The 14,462-nt window shown below is 59.9% G+C and carries 15 protein-coding genes; 7 read left to right on the forward strand and 8 right to left on the reverse strand.

What is annotated here, in order from left to right; genetic code table 11:
• Window positions 1–89: 89 nt before the first annotated feature.
• The 6 genes from JWQ61_RS01315 to cysT form a co-directional block, all read right to left on the reverse strand.
• Window positions 90–1,292, reverse strand: coding sequence for an NYN domain-containing protein (locus JWQ61_RS01315; protein WP_369684869.1), 1,203 nt, complete (start codon window positions 1,290–1,292; stop codon window positions 90–92).
• 362 nt (window positions 1,293–1,654) lie between these two features.
• Window positions 1,655–1,957, reverse strand: coding sequence for a hypothetical protein (locus tag JWQ61_RS01320; protein ID WP_120235113.1), 303 nt, complete (start codon window positions 1,955–1,957; stop codon window positions 1,655–1,657).
• Window positions 1,958–2,283: 326 nt separating this feature from the next.
• The gene (locus JWQ61_RS01325; RefSeq protein ID WP_120235112.1) at window positions 2,284–3,276 is read right to left on the reverse strand and encodes a CysB family HTH-type transcriptional regulator; all 993 of its coding nucleotides are present in this window, start codon (window positions 3,274–3,276) and stop codon (window positions 2,284–2,286) included.
• A gap of 15 nt (window positions 3,277–3,291) precedes the next feature.
• Window positions 3,292–4,371, reverse strand: a complete 1,080-nt coding sequence (locus JWQ61_RS01330; RefSeq protein ID WP_120235111.1) for a sulfate/molybdate ABC transporter ATP-binding protein — start codon at window positions 4,369–4,371, stop codon at window positions 3,292–3,294.
• A complete protein-coding gene (gene cysW, locus JWQ61_RS01335) occupies window positions 4,368–5,276 on the reverse strand; it encodes a sulfate ABC transporter permease subunit CysW (protein WP_304358934.1) in 909 nt (302 codons plus the stop codon). The genes JWQ61_RS01330 and cysW overlap by 4 nt, the downstream gene beginning before the upstream one ends.
• Before the next feature lie 60 nt (window positions 5,277–5,336).
• Window positions 5,337–6,209 carry a sulfate ABC transporter permease subunit CysT gene (gene cysT / locus JWQ61_RS01340; RefSeq protein WP_304358924.1) on the reverse strand — a complete coding sequence of 291 codons (873 nt, stop codon included), beginning with the start codon at window positions 6,207–6,209 and terminating at the stop codon, window positions 5,337–5,339.
• 384 nt (window positions 6,210–6,593) lie between these two features.
• Here cysT and JWQ61_RS01345 point away from each other — a divergent pair, with 384 nt between their 5' ends.
• From JWQ61_RS01345 to JWQ61_RS01365, 5 genes are all read left to right on the forward strand, one after another.
• The gene (locus JWQ61_RS01345) at window positions 6,594–6,917 is read left to right on the forward strand and encodes a hypothetical protein (protein WP_304358925.1); all 324 of its coding nucleotides are present in this window, start codon (window positions 6,594–6,596) and stop codon (window positions 6,915–6,917) included.
• A 31-nt stretch (window positions 6,918–6,948) separates the two neighbouring features.
• Window positions 6,949–7,239 carry a hypothetical protein gene (locus JWQ61_RS01350; RefSeq protein WP_304358926.1) on the forward strand — a complete coding sequence of 97 codons (291 nt, stop codon included), beginning with the start codon at window positions 6,949–6,951 and terminating at the stop codon, window positions 7,237–7,239.
• Window positions 7,240–7,319: 80 nt separating this feature from the next.
• Window positions 7,320–8,687, forward strand: a complete 1,368-nt coding sequence (locus JWQ61_RS01355) for a sensor histidine kinase (RefSeq protein WP_304358927.1) — start codon at window positions 7,320–7,322, stop codon at window positions 8,685–8,687.
• 38 nt (window positions 8,688–8,725) lie between these two features.
• Window positions 8,726–9,448, forward strand: a complete 723-nt coding sequence (locus tag JWQ61_RS01360) for a head GIN domain-containing protein (protein ID WP_304358928.1) — start codon at window positions 8,726–8,728, stop codon at window positions 9,446–9,448.
• A 20-nt stretch (window positions 9,449–9,468) separates the two neighbouring features.
• Window positions 9,469–10,221 (forward strand): LytTR family DNA-binding domain-containing protein, encoded by a 753-nt coding sequence (locus JWQ61_RS01365; protein ID WP_120235106.1) that lies wholly within the window; start codon window positions 9,469–9,471, stop codon window positions 10,219–10,221.
• Between the two features lie 11 nt (window positions 10,222–10,232).
• Here the strand turns inward: JWQ61_RS01365 and JWQ61_RS01370 are convergent, their stop codons facing one another.
• Both JWQ61_RS01370 and JWQ61_RS01375 read right to left on the reverse strand, forming a co-directional pair.
• Window positions 10,233–10,928, reverse strand: coding sequence for a GntR family transcriptional regulator (locus tag JWQ61_RS01370; RefSeq protein WP_304358929.1), 696 nt, complete (start codon window positions 10,926–10,928; stop codon window positions 10,233–10,235).
• A 123-nt stretch (window positions 10,929–11,051) separates the two neighbouring features.
• Window positions 11,052–12,380: a C4-dicarboxylate transporter DctA gene (locus tag JWQ61_RS01375; RefSeq protein ID WP_304358930.1), complete on the reverse strand. Its 1,329-nt coding sequence runs from the start codon at window positions 12,378–12,380 to the stop codon at window positions 11,052–11,054.
• 189 nt (window positions 12,381–12,569) lie between these two features.
• Between JWQ61_RS01375 and JWQ61_RS01380 the strand changes: the two genes are divergently transcribed.
• Both JWQ61_RS01380 and JWQ61_RS01385 read left to right on the forward strand, forming a co-directional pair.
• A complete protein-coding gene (locus JWQ61_RS01380; protein ID WP_304358931.1) occupies window positions 12,570–13,817 on the forward strand; it encodes an allantoate amidohydrolase in 1,248 nt (415 codons plus the stop codon).
• Between the two features lie 31 nt (window positions 13,818–13,848).
• Window positions 13,849–14,462 (forward strand): aromatic amino acid lyase (locus JWQ61_RS01385; protein WP_304358932.1); only part of this gene is annotated, 614 nt, incomplete at its 3' end.

Raw genomic sequence — 14,462 nt, forward strand, 5'->3', positions numbered from 1 at the left:
GGCCTCTCAAACATCGATACCGGAATACGTAGCGAGCGGATAGCGGTGTCGCCGCTACCGTAGAGACACTAAATCGCGGCAGTCCCTCATCAAGCTTCGTCCGGCTTCACGTCAGATTTACGCGGGCGACGGCTACGCGCGGCGGGCTTGCGGGCCGTTTTTACCCCTTTGACCGGAGCTTCTTCCAGTGGCTGAACTGGCGCTTCGACAACTGCTGGCGTTTCCGGCGATATATTGCCCCCCTTCGCGGCAGTTTGCGGCGCAGCCGCTGCGATTTTCTTTTCGGCCGGCTTGCGGCCTCCGCGGCCCTTGCGGCGGGTATCAGGTTTGGCGCCGTTGTCTTCAGCCGCCGCTGCTACCGTCGGCGAAACTACTGTGGCGTCACTTACTTCCGACAGCGGCAACGATGCTGGCGCAGGCTGTTCCGCAGCGACTTCGCCGGCAATCGAGCCGCCGCTACTGCGATATACGTAGGTCCCCGATTTCTCGTCACGGCCGAATTCGAGCAGACCGCGTGCCTGGGCTTCTTCCAGCAAATTGCCGAAGGCACGGAAACCGTAATAGGACTCGCTGAAATCGGGCTTGCGGCGTTTGATTGCCTCTTTCAACACGGATGCCCAAATCTTGCCGCTGTCGCCGCGCTCGGACACCAACGCATCGAACGTCTCAACCGCCATGTCGATCGCCTGGTTCTTGCGCGCGTCCAACTCTGCCTTGCGACGCTTTTCTTCATCGGGCGAACGCTTGGCTGCCGGCTGCGTTTCCCGCGCACCACGCTTTGCGGCCGTGCGCCGGCTCTCACGCACCAGGTCGTCATAAAAAATAAATTCGTCGCAGTTGGCAACCAGCAGGTCGGAAGTCGATTGTTTGACGCCGACGCCGATCACTTGCTTGGCGTTCTCGCGCAATTTGGAGACCAGCGGCGAGAAGTCGGAGTCGCCGCTGATGATGACGAAGGTATTGACGTGCGATTTCATGTAGCAAAGATCAAGTGCGTCCACCACCAGGCGGATGTCAGCCGAATTCTTGCCTGACTGGCGCACATGCGGGATTTCGATCAGCTCGAAATTGGCCTCGTGCATGGTGGCCTTGAATTCTTTGTAGCGCTCCCAGTCGCAGTAAGCCTTCTTGACGACGATGCTGCCCTTCAGCAGAAGGCGCTCCAGCACCGGCTTGATGTCGAACTTCTCGTATTTTGCATCGCGCACGCCGAGCGCAACGTTTTCGAAGTCGCAGAACACTGCCATGCTGAGGTTTTCCGGGGATGAGGTCATAAATTTATTGTTTTCCAATGAGTGGCTAGGCTTGACGGGCTGGGCTTGATAAATGCGCTACAGCGGACATCCAAGCCGTCGATTATAGCCAACAATATTGTAGGCCGATGAGATACCGCAAGCGGCTGGCACACGATGTGAGTTACCCACAGAAATTGTGAGTAGCCCTGTGGGTAACCATCCTGCTAACTCACTAAGCTATTGATTTAATGGTTTTTTCCGACAGTGATATGGAAGCGCGCAATTCAGTCGATTTTCAAGATGTGTTGTTCAAAATCGGCCTTGTGCACGCTGTTGCTGCCGGCGCCAAGCGGTTCCATAAAATAAAGGCGGCACCAGTTGCCCGGTGCCGCCTGGCGTTACATTGGCCTGGCCCGAATTTATTTCGCGGCCATCTTGGATTTGATCAAACCCACGATCACCATCAATATCGCCCCGCCAACGCCGCCGCCGCCGACGTTGCTGATAATGGATGTCAGGTCCATCCCGCCCGCCGCCGCGCCGGCGCCGGCGACAGCGCCTCCGGTCAGGGCCGCAAGCAATCTGCTGCCGATGGCGCCACCGACGATGCCGGCGATCGAATTGCCCACCGGGCCAAGGTTAAACTTACTTAATATGCTGCCTGCAATGTTGCCGCCGGCGGCACCGCTGACCAGTCCGATTATCAGTTGTGTCCAGTCCATAGAGAGCTCCATTTACGTGACGTCGATTAATCAATCAAGTGTTTACCCGACCCGTTTGATACACCTGGACCAGCCAGGCAATTTCAACAAGGCAATTGAGTATAGGACGAAGCTGATTGTTAAGTGGCAACTTTCTTTGCTGCAATGCAACCATGGACTGCCCCGGCAGGACACCGAACGGCAAAGAAAAAGCCCGCTGGCCTTGCGGCAGCGGGCTAAATCCGAACCCGAGGAGGGACGGAGGAGACAAACGAAATCGTAACGTCTGAATATGACAAGAACGTGACCCGGGCCTTGCTCAAGCGGGTTTAGAAGCGGCGCTCGGCTCAGGCGATTTTCAGGATGCGCTGTTCAAAATCAGCCTTGTGCACGCTGTTGCTGCCGGCGCTGTGCGGCTCCGCCTGCAATGCTTCGACGATATCTTCGCGCTTCAGCTGCGGTGCAAACTGCAAGATGAAATCATAGGTATAAGAGCGCAGGTAGGCGCCGCGCCGCACTGCCAGCCGGGTCACGTTGGACGCCAGCAGATGCGACACCTCGATCGAGCGCAAGCCGTTCTGGCGGGTATGCTCGGTCGCCATCGAAGCCACCAGGCCGACGCCGAGGCCAAGCGACACGTACTGCTGGATGACGTCGGAATCCATCGCGGTCAGCACGATGTCCGGCGTGATGCCGGCAGTCCGGAAAGCATCGTCGATATGGCCACGGCCGGTGAAGCCGATGTCGTAGGTAATCAAGGGATAGGCCGCTAGGTCGGCCAGGCTGATCGGTCCGCTGATTTCCAGCAAGGGATGATTCTCCGGCACCACCAGCACATGGCTCCATTCATAGCACGGGAAGGAAATCAGTTCCTTGAACTGGGTCAGGCCCTCGGTGGCGATGCCGACGTCGGCCTTGCCCGATATTACCCAGTCGGCGATATGTTCCGGCGAGCTTTGCTGGAGGGCGATGCGGACATCCGGGAAGCTTGCGCGGAAACCTTGCACCACGCGCGGCAAGGCATAACGCGCCTGCGTATGGGTGGCAGCGACGGTCAGGGTACCGCTGGTTTCGCCCGAATATTCCTGGCTGGCCTGGCGCAAATTCTCGGCTTCCTGCAACAGCCTTTCGACGATCTTCAGGATGCCCTTGCCGGGATCGGTCAGACCGATCAGGCGCTTGCCGTTACGGATGAAAATATCGACGCCCAGCTCTTCTTCCAGCTCGCGGATCTGGCGGCTGACGCCGGGCTGCGAAGTAAACAAGACATTCGCTACTTCGGTCAGGTTGAAACCGCAACGCGCTGCTTCGCGGATAGAACGTAGTTGCTGAAAATTCATAGTGTTCTCCTTATCTTACCGAGTTGCTTGCTGATCGACGAATACCTGCAGGCGGCGCGGACGCACCACCAGGGTTTCGCCATCTTTCAAATCGAGCTGCTTGAAGCGCTCGCTGGAAATCACTGCTTCGATCAAGCCGTTATCTGCACCATCGCTACGCTCCAGTTCGAGCTGCGCCAACGGTCCGATGGCATGGGCGCGGCGCAGCTGCACCACGATGCCTTCGGCGCCGGCGGTGTAACGATCGATTTCCAGGTCGTGCGGCCGCACGTAGCCGATGCCTTGCGCGTCCTGCGCAGCAGCGTGTTCAGGCGCCTCGAAACTGGCGCCGCCGGTATCCAGCACACCCTGGTGTACGCGGCCGTGAAACAGGTTGACGTTGCCGAGGAAGCCGTAGACGAAAGGCGAAGCCGGATTCTCATAGACCTGCTGCGGCGCGCCTACCTGCTCGACATTGCCCTTGTTCATCAGCACGATCTGGTCCGCCACTTCCAGCGCTTCTTCCTGGTCGTGGGTCACGAAAATGCTGGTGACATGCAATTCGTCGTGCAGGCGCCGCAGCCAGCGCCGCAATTCCTTGCGCACCTTGGCGTCGAGCGCGCCGAACGGCTCGTCCAGCAGCAGCACGCGCGGCTCCACCGCCAATGCCCGCGCCAGTGCGATGCGCTGGCGCTGGCCGCCCGACAATTGCGGTGGATAACGGTCGGCCAGCCAGTCCAGCTGCACCAGCTCCAGCAGGCTGGTCACTTTTTCCCGGATCGCGCTTTCGCTTGGACGCTGGGCGCGCGGCTTGACGCGCAGGCCGAAAGCGATGTTTTCAAATACAGTCATGTGCTTGAACAGCGCATAATGCTGGAACACGAAACCGACCTGGCGCTCGCGCACATGGCGCGAAGAAGCGTCCTCTCCTTCCAGCAAGACCTGGCCGCTGTCCTGCGCTTCGAGGCCGGCGATGATGCGCAGCAAAGTAGTCTTGCCGCAGCCCGAGGGGCCCAGCAGCGCAGTCAGTTCGCCCGTGGGAAATTCCAGCGACACATTGTTCAGTGCGACAAACTCACCGAAGCGCTTGTTGATATTGCTTACCTGGATGCTCATGTCAGCTCCTGTTGATGCACGGCGTTATGTGCGTTGTGCGGCAGTACCGTTTCACGCAAACGCCATTCGATGAAGGATTTCAGCGCCAGAGTCAGCAGCGCCAGAAACGCCAGCAGCGAGGCCACCGCAAATGCTGCCTGGAAGTTGTATTCGTTATAGAGAATCTCGACCTGCAAAGGGATGGTGTTGGTCTCGCCGCGGATGTGGCCGGACACCACCGACACCGCACCGAACTCGCCCATGGCGCGCGCATTGCACAAGATCACGCCGTACAGCAGGCCCCACTTGATATTCGGCAGGGTCACGTAGCGGAAGGTCTTCCAGCCGGAAGCGCCCAGCACCAGCGCCGCTTCCTCTTCCTCGCTGCCCTGCGCCTGCATCAGGGGAATCAGTTCGCGTGCAACAAAGGGAAAGGTGACGAATACAGTCGCCAGCACGATGCCCGGCACCGCAAACAGGATCTTGATGTCGTGTTCGCGCAGCCAGGGGCCGAACCAGCCCTGGGCGCCGAACAGCAGCACATAAATCAGGCCGGAAATCACCGGCGACACCGAAAACGGCAGGTCGATCAACGTCAGCAAGATGTTCTTGCCGCGGAATTCGAACTTGGCGATGGTCCACGAGGCGGCGACGCCGAACACCAGGTTGAGCGGCACCGCAATCGCGGCGGTCAGCAAGGTCAGCTTGATGGCGCTGATCGCATCCGGCTCGATGATGGCCGCGAGATACGCTTCCCAGCCCTTCTTGAACGCTTCGGCAAATACCGACAGCAGCGGCACCACCAGGAACAGGGCCAGGAACAGCAGCGCCACTGTCATCAACAATGTACGCACCCACAGCGGCTCAAGGGTGGCGTTGGGCACATGGACCGGTTCGCCCCTGGCCTGCGGCCTGGCGGCGGGCACGGTGGGAGCCGGAGTGACGGTCGAGTCAAAATTGCTGGCGGTTGCGCTCACGTCCGGCTCCTAGACTTTGACCGACTGGCCGCGCTTGCGGGTCCAGGCTTGCAGTACGTTGATCGCCAGCAGCAGCAGGAACGACACCGTCAGCATCACCACCGCAATCGCGGTAGCGCCGGCATAGTCGTATTGCTCCAGCTTGGTAATGATGAACAAGGGGGTGATCTCCGACACCATCGGCATATTGCCGGCGATGAAGATGACCGAGCCGTACTCGCCGGTGGCGCGCGCAAAGGACAGCGCAAAACCGGTCAGCAAGGCCGGGAATACCGTCGGGAAAATTACCCGGGTAAAAGTCTGCCAATGATTGGCGCCCAGGCTGGCGGCCGCTTCTTCCAGTTCTTTCTCGGCGTCTTCCAGCACCGGCTGTACTGTGCGCACCACAAACGGCAGGCCGATGAAAGTCAGCGCTACTAATATACCCAGCGGTGTAAAGGCGACCTTGATGCCCAGCGGCTCCAGGTACTGGCCGATCCAGCCGTTAGTAGAATACAGCGCGGTCAGGGCGATGCCGGCCACCGCGGTCGGCAGCGCAAACGGCAGGTCGACCAGGGCGTCGATCAGCTTCTTGCCGGGGAACTGGTAACGCACCAGCACCCAGGCCACGATGCCGCCGAAAATCGCGTTCAGCAGCGCCGCCAGCAAGGAAGTGCCGAAAGTCAGGCGATAAGAGGCCATCACCCGCGGCGAGGTGACTGCGGCGACGAAGCCATCCCAGCTCAGCGTGAAGGTCTTGAGGAACACCGCCGACAAGGGGATCAGTACGATCAGGGCCAGGTAAAACAGGGTAAACCCCAGCGACAGGCGAAACCCGGGCATCACGCGAAACGGCGCGGCGGGCCTGATAAGACCTGGTTGGGCAAGTGCGGCGGCTGTCATACATCGTCCTCTTATTACAAATACGGCTAAAGAACAACGATAATCTCACCGGTTTGTTATAAAGAGAACGAACTTTTTTGCATGTGCATAGAATCGATTTGCATAAGGGAAACGGCAGATTTGCTGTCCGGCACTCAAGTTACATGACTTTAAAGCAATGAAAATCATGCTCCAGACAGCCTGACATAGCGCCATTCCTGGGCCGTATCCCCGCCTTTTCCCCAAAAGCCACACAAATCCGCTGCAGCTCAGGCGGGCTTTTTTGTATTCTGTTCCGCCATTTCTGCAGATTGTCGCAAGCAGCTGGCGACTTGCCCTGCCCCTCCCTAAAGTGACGACATGCAACAACGTTTGCCACCTACCAGCCACTTAAGGAGAACACAAATGAACACAGCACGCCAAGCACTGATCGCCATCCTGTCCATCGCCACCCTGGCTGGCAGCGTCGCCCCGGCACAAGCAGCACCGCAGCAAACCGAAATCTCGACACTGGCAACCATCACCATCGTCGGCAAGCGTCCAAGCCATCCAGAGTTCCTGCAAACCGTGACGATCGTCGCCAAGCGCCTGACTCCGCAAGAAAAGCTGGCCATGGCGCAGGAAGAAGGCTGCCTGCCTACCATCACCATCGTCGGCAAACGCCTGAACCGTGAGCAAAAGTCGGTCCTGGCGCAGCAAGAAGCCAGCCGCAAGAAAACTGTCATCTAAACCGCAGCAGTTCCATACCAGGAGATTGCAAATGAACACCACGTCTAAATTACTGGTCGCCGCCACGCTGTTAGCGACCCTGAGCATGAGCATCAGCCCGGCCATGGCGACAGCGCCGGCCAAGAAAGCCGCAGCGCAGGCACAGTCGGACGATATCCCCTTGCTGATGCCGCCCATCGTGATTATCGGCAAGCGCATGACGCCGGAAGAAAAAATGGCTTTTACACAGCAGCAGCAACAGCAACGCACACAGGCCATGAAAAAGGTGGTCCGCAAGAAAGCCGAATCAGGCGGCTCGCCGGCGCTGAGCGCGGCCCTGTAGAAAAACGGCCAGACTGCCGTGTCCGTTCCGTTTAAAATGGCGACAACTTAGCTGAGTTGCCGCAAAATTGGCCCCACTCCATGAATTCTGATTCGTACGCCACATTAAAAAAAAATGCATCCATTGCCTCGGTCTACCTGTCGCGAGGTTTCGACAAAGTAGCTAGCTGGGTAACGCAACTCTCGTGGTGGAAGTTCCTGTTGTTTGCAGCGCTGGTGCTGGCAGCTGCCGGTATTTTGCAAGAGACCTTGTTTTCCTCCAATGAACTGGTGATTGAAAAAGTCAGCCAGCAGTCGAGCAAGCCGTCCAAGCGCAACAAAGGCAATACCGATATCCGCATCGACGACACCGGCGTCCATATAAAAACCGGTACTTATACCTACGATGGCGACGGCGACAGCGCGATGACATCGAAGGCTCCCGCAACGCCGGCATCGGCCGCCGCTGCGGCATCGCCTGCCGCTGACGCCGCCGATGTCCCTGATGAAGACAGCGTACCGAAAACCCCGCCCGTGCCACCGGCACCGCCGGCTGCCCCGGCTCCGCCTAACGCCGCCAGCCTGAGCCTGACCCTGCCGCCGGAAGCGACCGCAGATGTCAACCAGGCGATCAACGACGCTGTCGCCGCGATCCATGAAGCAGCCGCCGAAAAGGCCGAGCAGCAAGTGGCCCGCTACCAGAAAAAATCGTCGGAATGGTTCGTGAATTTTGTGTTGCTGCTGCTGATCGGCCTGTTCGGCACCAAGGCCCTGATGGGCGGCAAGAAGCGCGCCGAAGCGCGCGCCAAAGCCGCCAATGCCGCCGCCGAGCATGCCAACCTGCAGCGCGAAGTATCGGAAGCCAAGATGCAGATGATCCAGGCCCAGGTGGAACCGCATTTCCTGTTCAATACCCTGGCGTCGGTCGACTACCTGATCGAAACCGATCCGCCGCGCGCCTCGGCCATGCAGAAACGCCTGATCCAGTACCTGCGTGCGGTATTGCCGCAAATGCGGGAAACCTCCACCGTCACCACGCTGGGACGCGAAGTCGACATCGTGCGGGCTTACCTGGACTTGCTGAAGATGCGCATGGAAGAACGCCTGCACATCGACCTGCAGGTGCCGGAAGGCTTGCGCAGCGCGGCTTTCCCGCCGATGATGCTGCAGTCGCTGGTGGAAAACGCCATCAAGCACGGCCTGGAACGCAAGGCGGACGGCGGCTACTTGCGCATCAAGGCTGAAGTCGCCGACAATAAGCTGCGCGTCAGCGTGACTGACGACGGCCTCGGTTTCGGCGCCTTCCCAAGCGACGGCACCGGGCTGGGACTGCAAAGCATCCGCGAACGCCTCAAGCTGTTGCATGGGGCTGCGGCGCAACTGGAGATTGCGCCCAACAGCCCGAGCGGTGTATGTTCAACCATAGAGGTGCCGTACCAGGTAGTCGGCGCCAAGGCCAAGCCTCAATAAATCTATCCAACAGGCTGGGAAGCAACAGGAAACATAATATGAAATCGATCCCGCGTTTTGCGTTTGTCCTTGCACTGGCCGCTGCGGCCATGGTTCCCCTGCTCAGCAGCAGCGACAGCATGGCCGCCGACACAGTCAAGACGGAACGCCAGGTAAACAGCTTCCAGCAGCTGGAAGTGATGGATGCGGTCAATGTATACCTGACCCAGGGGCCGGCCAAGCCGGTGGTGATCGAAGCCGAGAGCGGCGTCGCTTCAAAGGTCGAGCTGGAGAACAGCGGTTCGACGCTGAAGATCTATTTCGGCGGCCATTCGTTTTTCAGCAGCCGCCATGACGTCAATGTCTATATCACGGCGCCTGACGTCAGCAGCTTGGGCATCTTCGGCTCCGGCGATCTCAAGATCATCGGCAAACTCAGCTCAAAAGACAGCATCAGGATTTCCATCTCCGGCTCCGGCAATGTCAGCGGCGAATTGAACAGCCCCACTGTCACTGCTTCCATCGCCGGCGCCGGCGACATCAAGGTCAGGGGCAAGACCCGCGACCTGAGGGTGTCGATTGCCGGCAGCGGCGACTACGACGGCTATGACCTGATGGCGGAAAACACCGCCGTCTCGATCGTCGGCAGCGGCGATGCGCATGTCTACGCCAGCAAGAACCTGAGGGTCTCGACGGCCGGTTCCGGCGATGTCACGTATGGCGGCGACCCGGAAGTGCATACCAGCATCATGGGTTCGGGCTCAGTCAAGAAAAAACGTTGAATCCATATTAGAATCCGCCTATGCCTACCGCTATCATTGCCGATGACGAACGTCTGATGCGCGACCAGATCCGCCTGCGCCTGAGCCAGGCCTGGCCGGAACTGGAAATCCTCGGTGAAGCCAAGAACGGCGACGAAGCGATAGAACTGGTCGACCAGCTGCAACCCGACTTCACCTTTCTCGACATCCGCATGCCCGGCAAGACGGGGCTGCAGGCGGCGCAGGAAATCGGCGGCAAAAGCCACATCGTATTCATCACCGCTTACGACGAATACGCCATCCAGGCATTTGAACAAGGCGCGGTCGACTACATCCTGAAGCCGGCCGAAGCCGAACGGCTGCGCCTGACCGTGGTCCGCCTCAAGGCCCGGCTGAGTTCAGCGCCGACCGACATGAGTTCGATGCTGACCCAGCTCGCCAAGCAGATGGGGATCGCCACCAAACCGGTCTACCTGCAATGGATACAAGCCAGCATCGGCCAGCAGCTGCGCCTGATCCCGGTGCAGGAAATCCTGTTCTTCCGTTCGGATGAAAAATACACCAGCGTCCAGACCGCCAGCTACGAAGCGCTGATCCGCAAGCCGGTGCGCGACCTGGCGGAAGAACTCGATCCCGACCTGTTCTGGCAGATCCACCGCGCCACGCTGGTCAACGTCAACGCCATCGACGGCATCACGCGCGACATGCGCGGCCGCCACCAGGTGCTGATCAAGGGACATACCGAAAAACTGGAAGTGAGCCGCAGCTTTATCCATCTGTTCAAGCAGATGTGAGGAAAGATGGCCTAGGCCAGCAGCGCCTTGATGAAATCCTTCTTGCCGCCAGGCGGCGGTATCTCGAATTGCAGGGCCGATTCCACGTGGTGCAAGTGATGCTGCATCAGCTGCACTGCCTTTTCCGTATCGCCGGCCTTCGCCGCCTGCAGGAACTCCACATGCTCGTCCGATGAACAGGCAGCGTCCCGGGTCGACTGGTACAACATGGTGATCAGCGAGCTGCGGCCAGCCAGCTTGGTCAGGACGTCGGTCAAGACCTGGTTGCCCACCGTGCGCGCCAGCAGGATGTGGAAATCGCTCAGCAGCCTGGAGCGGACCTGTGGATTTTCCTTGGACAGCGCCTCGCGCTCCTGCTGCAAGTGCTGCTCCAGCAATTCGTAATCGGCGGCGGTGGCCTTGGCCACGAATTCACGCACCAGCGCCGTCTCGAGCACCCGCCGCACGAAAAATATCTGGCGCGCCTCCTCTTCGGTCGGCCGGCTCACAAATGCGCCCTTGTCGGGCACCAGGTCGATCAGCTTGTCTTTCGCCAGCATCACCAGCGCCGCCCGGATCTTGGTGCGGCTCACGGAATACAAGCGCGCCAGGGCTTCTTCCCGCAATTTGGTGCCGGGCGGCAGGCGCTGCTCGGCAATCGCGGTCGTGATATCGGCCGCAATATCGTCAGAACTGTCGGCGCCGGATGGGCTGGAAGACAAGCTCATGTTATCGATTCCCTTGGAGCGTGGTTCTAAAGATCAAAATTGTACTTGCAAATGCGGCGCCTTCAAAAAATAAGAATCTTGCGCGCCCGGCCGCCAGCGGCGCCGGGCGCATCGTTTTCCTGCCTACAGCGGCCGGCTTTCGGCCGCAATTTGCAGGTTCGCCGCTTCAAGCTCGTCCTCTTTGGCGGCCGGACGGGCGCCGTTCAAGACTGCATGCGCGCGTACTTTGTCGATATCTTTTTCCCACACCGCCACTACCACCGTCGCTACGCAGTTGCCCAGCAGGTTGCCGAGCGCGCGTGCAATGCCCATGAACCAGTCGACCGACAGCACCAGCACCAGGCCCACCACCGGGATCGCCAGGATGGCGGACAAGGTTGCGGCCAGGATCACGATCGCCGAACCCGGCACGCCATGCGCGCCTTTGGAAGTAATCAAGGCCACCGCCAGGATCGCCAGCAGGTCGGTAAGCGCCAGCGGCGTGTTGGTCGCTTGGGCAATGAATACGGCAGCCAGGGTCAGGTAGATAGAGAAGGCGTCGAGGTTGAACGAGTAGCCGGTCGGGATCACCAGGCCCACGGTGGAGTCCTTGATGCCCATGTATTCCAGCTTGCGCATGACTTGCGGCAGCACGCTGTCCGATGAGGCGGTGGCCAGCACCACCAGCAGTTCGGCGCGCAGGTACTTGATCAGCTTGAAGATGCTGAAACCCGCCAGCCGCAGGATGGTGCCCAGGATCGCAAACACGAACACCACCACGGCGAAGAAATACAGCAGCACCAGGAAACTCAGCTGTTGCAGGGAACCGACGCCGTATTTGCCGACGGTGAAGGCAATCGCGCCGAACACGCCCAGCGGCGCCAGCCTGATGATGAATGACATGCACTTGAAAAACGCTTCCGACATGCTGTGCACGACGGTGACGATAGGCGCCGCCTTGTCGCCGATCAGCGACAGGGCCGAACCGAAAATGATGGAGAACAGCAGCACCTGCAGCACGTCGCCGGAGGTAAACGCGCTGACCACGGTATTCGGGATGATTTTCATCACGAAGTCGGCAAAGCTGCTGCCCCTGACCTTGTTGGCGGTTTCCACGTAGCTCGACAGCGCATTGGCGTCCAGCGTATCGGGATTGATGTTCATGCCGACGCCTGGATGGAACACGAAAGCCAGCAGCAGGCCCAGCACCAGGGCGACCGTGGTCACCACTTCAAAATAGATCAGCGCCTTGAGCCCGACCCGGCCGACCTTCTTCAACTCGCCCGCGCCGTAGATGCCTTGCACCACGACACAGAACACGATCATCGGGATGATCATCTTGACCAGCTTGATGAAGCCGTCGCCCAAGGGTTTCAGGCTTTCTCCGAATTTCGGGAACAACACTCCGACTGCGATTCCCATGACAAGCGCTATCAGCACCTGCCCAAACAATGATTTATAAAAGCGCCGCACGTTCGTCTCCTAATTGTTTTGTTTGGTTTATACCAATTTATATGTCTGGATGCGCTCCGATCCGAGCCCGGAAAAGCAGCGCCCCGGATTCAATATAATGCATTCACTTATTGTATGCAATAATTGAATTCAAGAGTATTATCCAAAAAAACCAAGAAAAACCCGTCAATCGACAGCAAGGAGACATACATGCATTGCACAACGGAAACACAGACTGCCTGCGGCGACCTGATCATGCGCTGGGCAGACGAGCTGGCGCAGTTCAGCGAAGCGCCCGACATGCTGACTCGCACCTACCTGACCAGCGCCCACCACGGCGCGGCGGCGCGGCTGGCGGAATGGATGTGCGCGGCCGGCATGAGCGTGCGGCGCGACATGGCCGGCAATGTGATCGGCCGCTATGAGGGCCTGACCCCGGATGCGCCCGCGCTACTGACCGGCTCGCATTTCGATACGGTGCGCAACGGCGGCAAATACGACGGCAACCTCGGCATCCTGCTGCCGATCGCCTGTGTCCAGCAATGGCATGCCGCCGGCAAGCGCTTCCCGTTCGCCATCGAAGTCATCGGTTTTGCCGAAGAAGAAGGCGTACGCTTCAAAGCCACCCTGCTCGGCAGCCGCGCCGCCGCCGGCACCTTCGACCTGGCGGTGCTGGATAACCTGGACGAAGCCGGGCAAAGCATGCGCGACGTCATGGCCGCTTCCGGCTTCCATGCCGCCGGCCTGGGCAAGGCGGCGTATGCACCAGAAACCGTGCTGGCGTTTGTCGAAGTGCATATCGAGCAAGGACCGGTGCTGCTCAACCAGCAGTTGCCGCTGGGCGTGGTGACCGCCATCTCCGGCGCTTCGCGCTTCATGGTGGAGATCGAAGGCCTGGCCGGCCACGCCGGCACCGTGCCGATGGACATGCGGCGCGACGCCGCCATGGCGGCAGCGGAAATCGGCCTGTATATCGAGCAGCGCTGCCACGGCACGCGCGGCCTGGTCGGCACCGTCGGCCAGTTCAATGTGCCGAACGGCGCTGCCAACGTGGTGCCGGGCAAGGCGGTGTTCTCGATCGACATCCGCGCCGAACAGGATGAGATACGGCAAGCCGCGGTGGCTGATGTGCTGGCCAGGATCGAACAAGTCAGCCAGCGCCGCCATGTCGCGGTCCGCAGCCGCAAGACCCACGAAGCCTCCAGCGTGCCTTGCGCGCCGTGGCTGCAACAGCAGCTGGCGGCCGCGATTGAAAGCAGCGGACTGAGCGCCAGGCGCTTGCCGTCCGGCGCCGGCCACGACGCCATGGCGATGGCCGCCATCACCGATGTGGCGATGCTGTTCGTCCGCTGCGGCAACGGCGGCATCAGCCATCATCCGGACGAAATCATGACGACCGGCGACGCCGCCCTCGCCGCCCTGGCGTTCAGCCGCTTTGTCGAAAATTTTAAACGCTAATCTACAACGCTAATCTACTTTGGACTTGGACATGACTACTACCACCATCACCATCGACGGCTTCAACCTGACTGCGCAGCAAGTGGTCGACGTCGCCCGCGCACCGCACCTGCCGGTAGCCCTGGCCGACACCTCGCGCGCTGCCCTGAAAGAAAGCCGCGACTACCTCGAAGCGACCTGGATGCACGACGAAGCGCCGATGATGTACAGCTTCAACACCGGCGTCGGCTTGTTAAAGGACACCCGCATCAAGGTCGAACACATCGAGTTGTTCCAGACCCAGTTGATCAAGGCCCACTGCGCCGGCATCGGTGAACCGTTCTCGGAAGAAGTCAGCCGCGCCACCATGCTGCTGCGCGCCAATGCCTTCGCCAGCAACTATTCGGCGCCGCGGGTGGAAGTGGTAGATCGCCTGCTGGCTTTCCTGAACGCCGGTATTCATCCGATCATGCCGCAGAAGGGCTCGGTCGGCGCTTCCGGAGATTTGGCGCCACTGTCCTACCTGGCGGCGGCGATCGCCGGTTTCGATGAAGCCGAAGTGATGTACCAGGGCCAGCGCATGGGCGCGCCGGAGGCGATCACCAAGTCCGGCGTCGGTCCGGTCAAGTTTGACTTGAAAGCCAAGGATGCCTCGGCCCTGATCAA

The sequence above is a fragment of the Collimonas fungivorans genome, assembly GCF_028292705.1.
In the GTDB taxonomy this organism is placed as follows: Bacteria; Pseudomonadota; Gammaproteobacteria; order Burkholderiales; family Burkholderiaceae_D; genus Collimonas; species Collimonas fungivorans_B.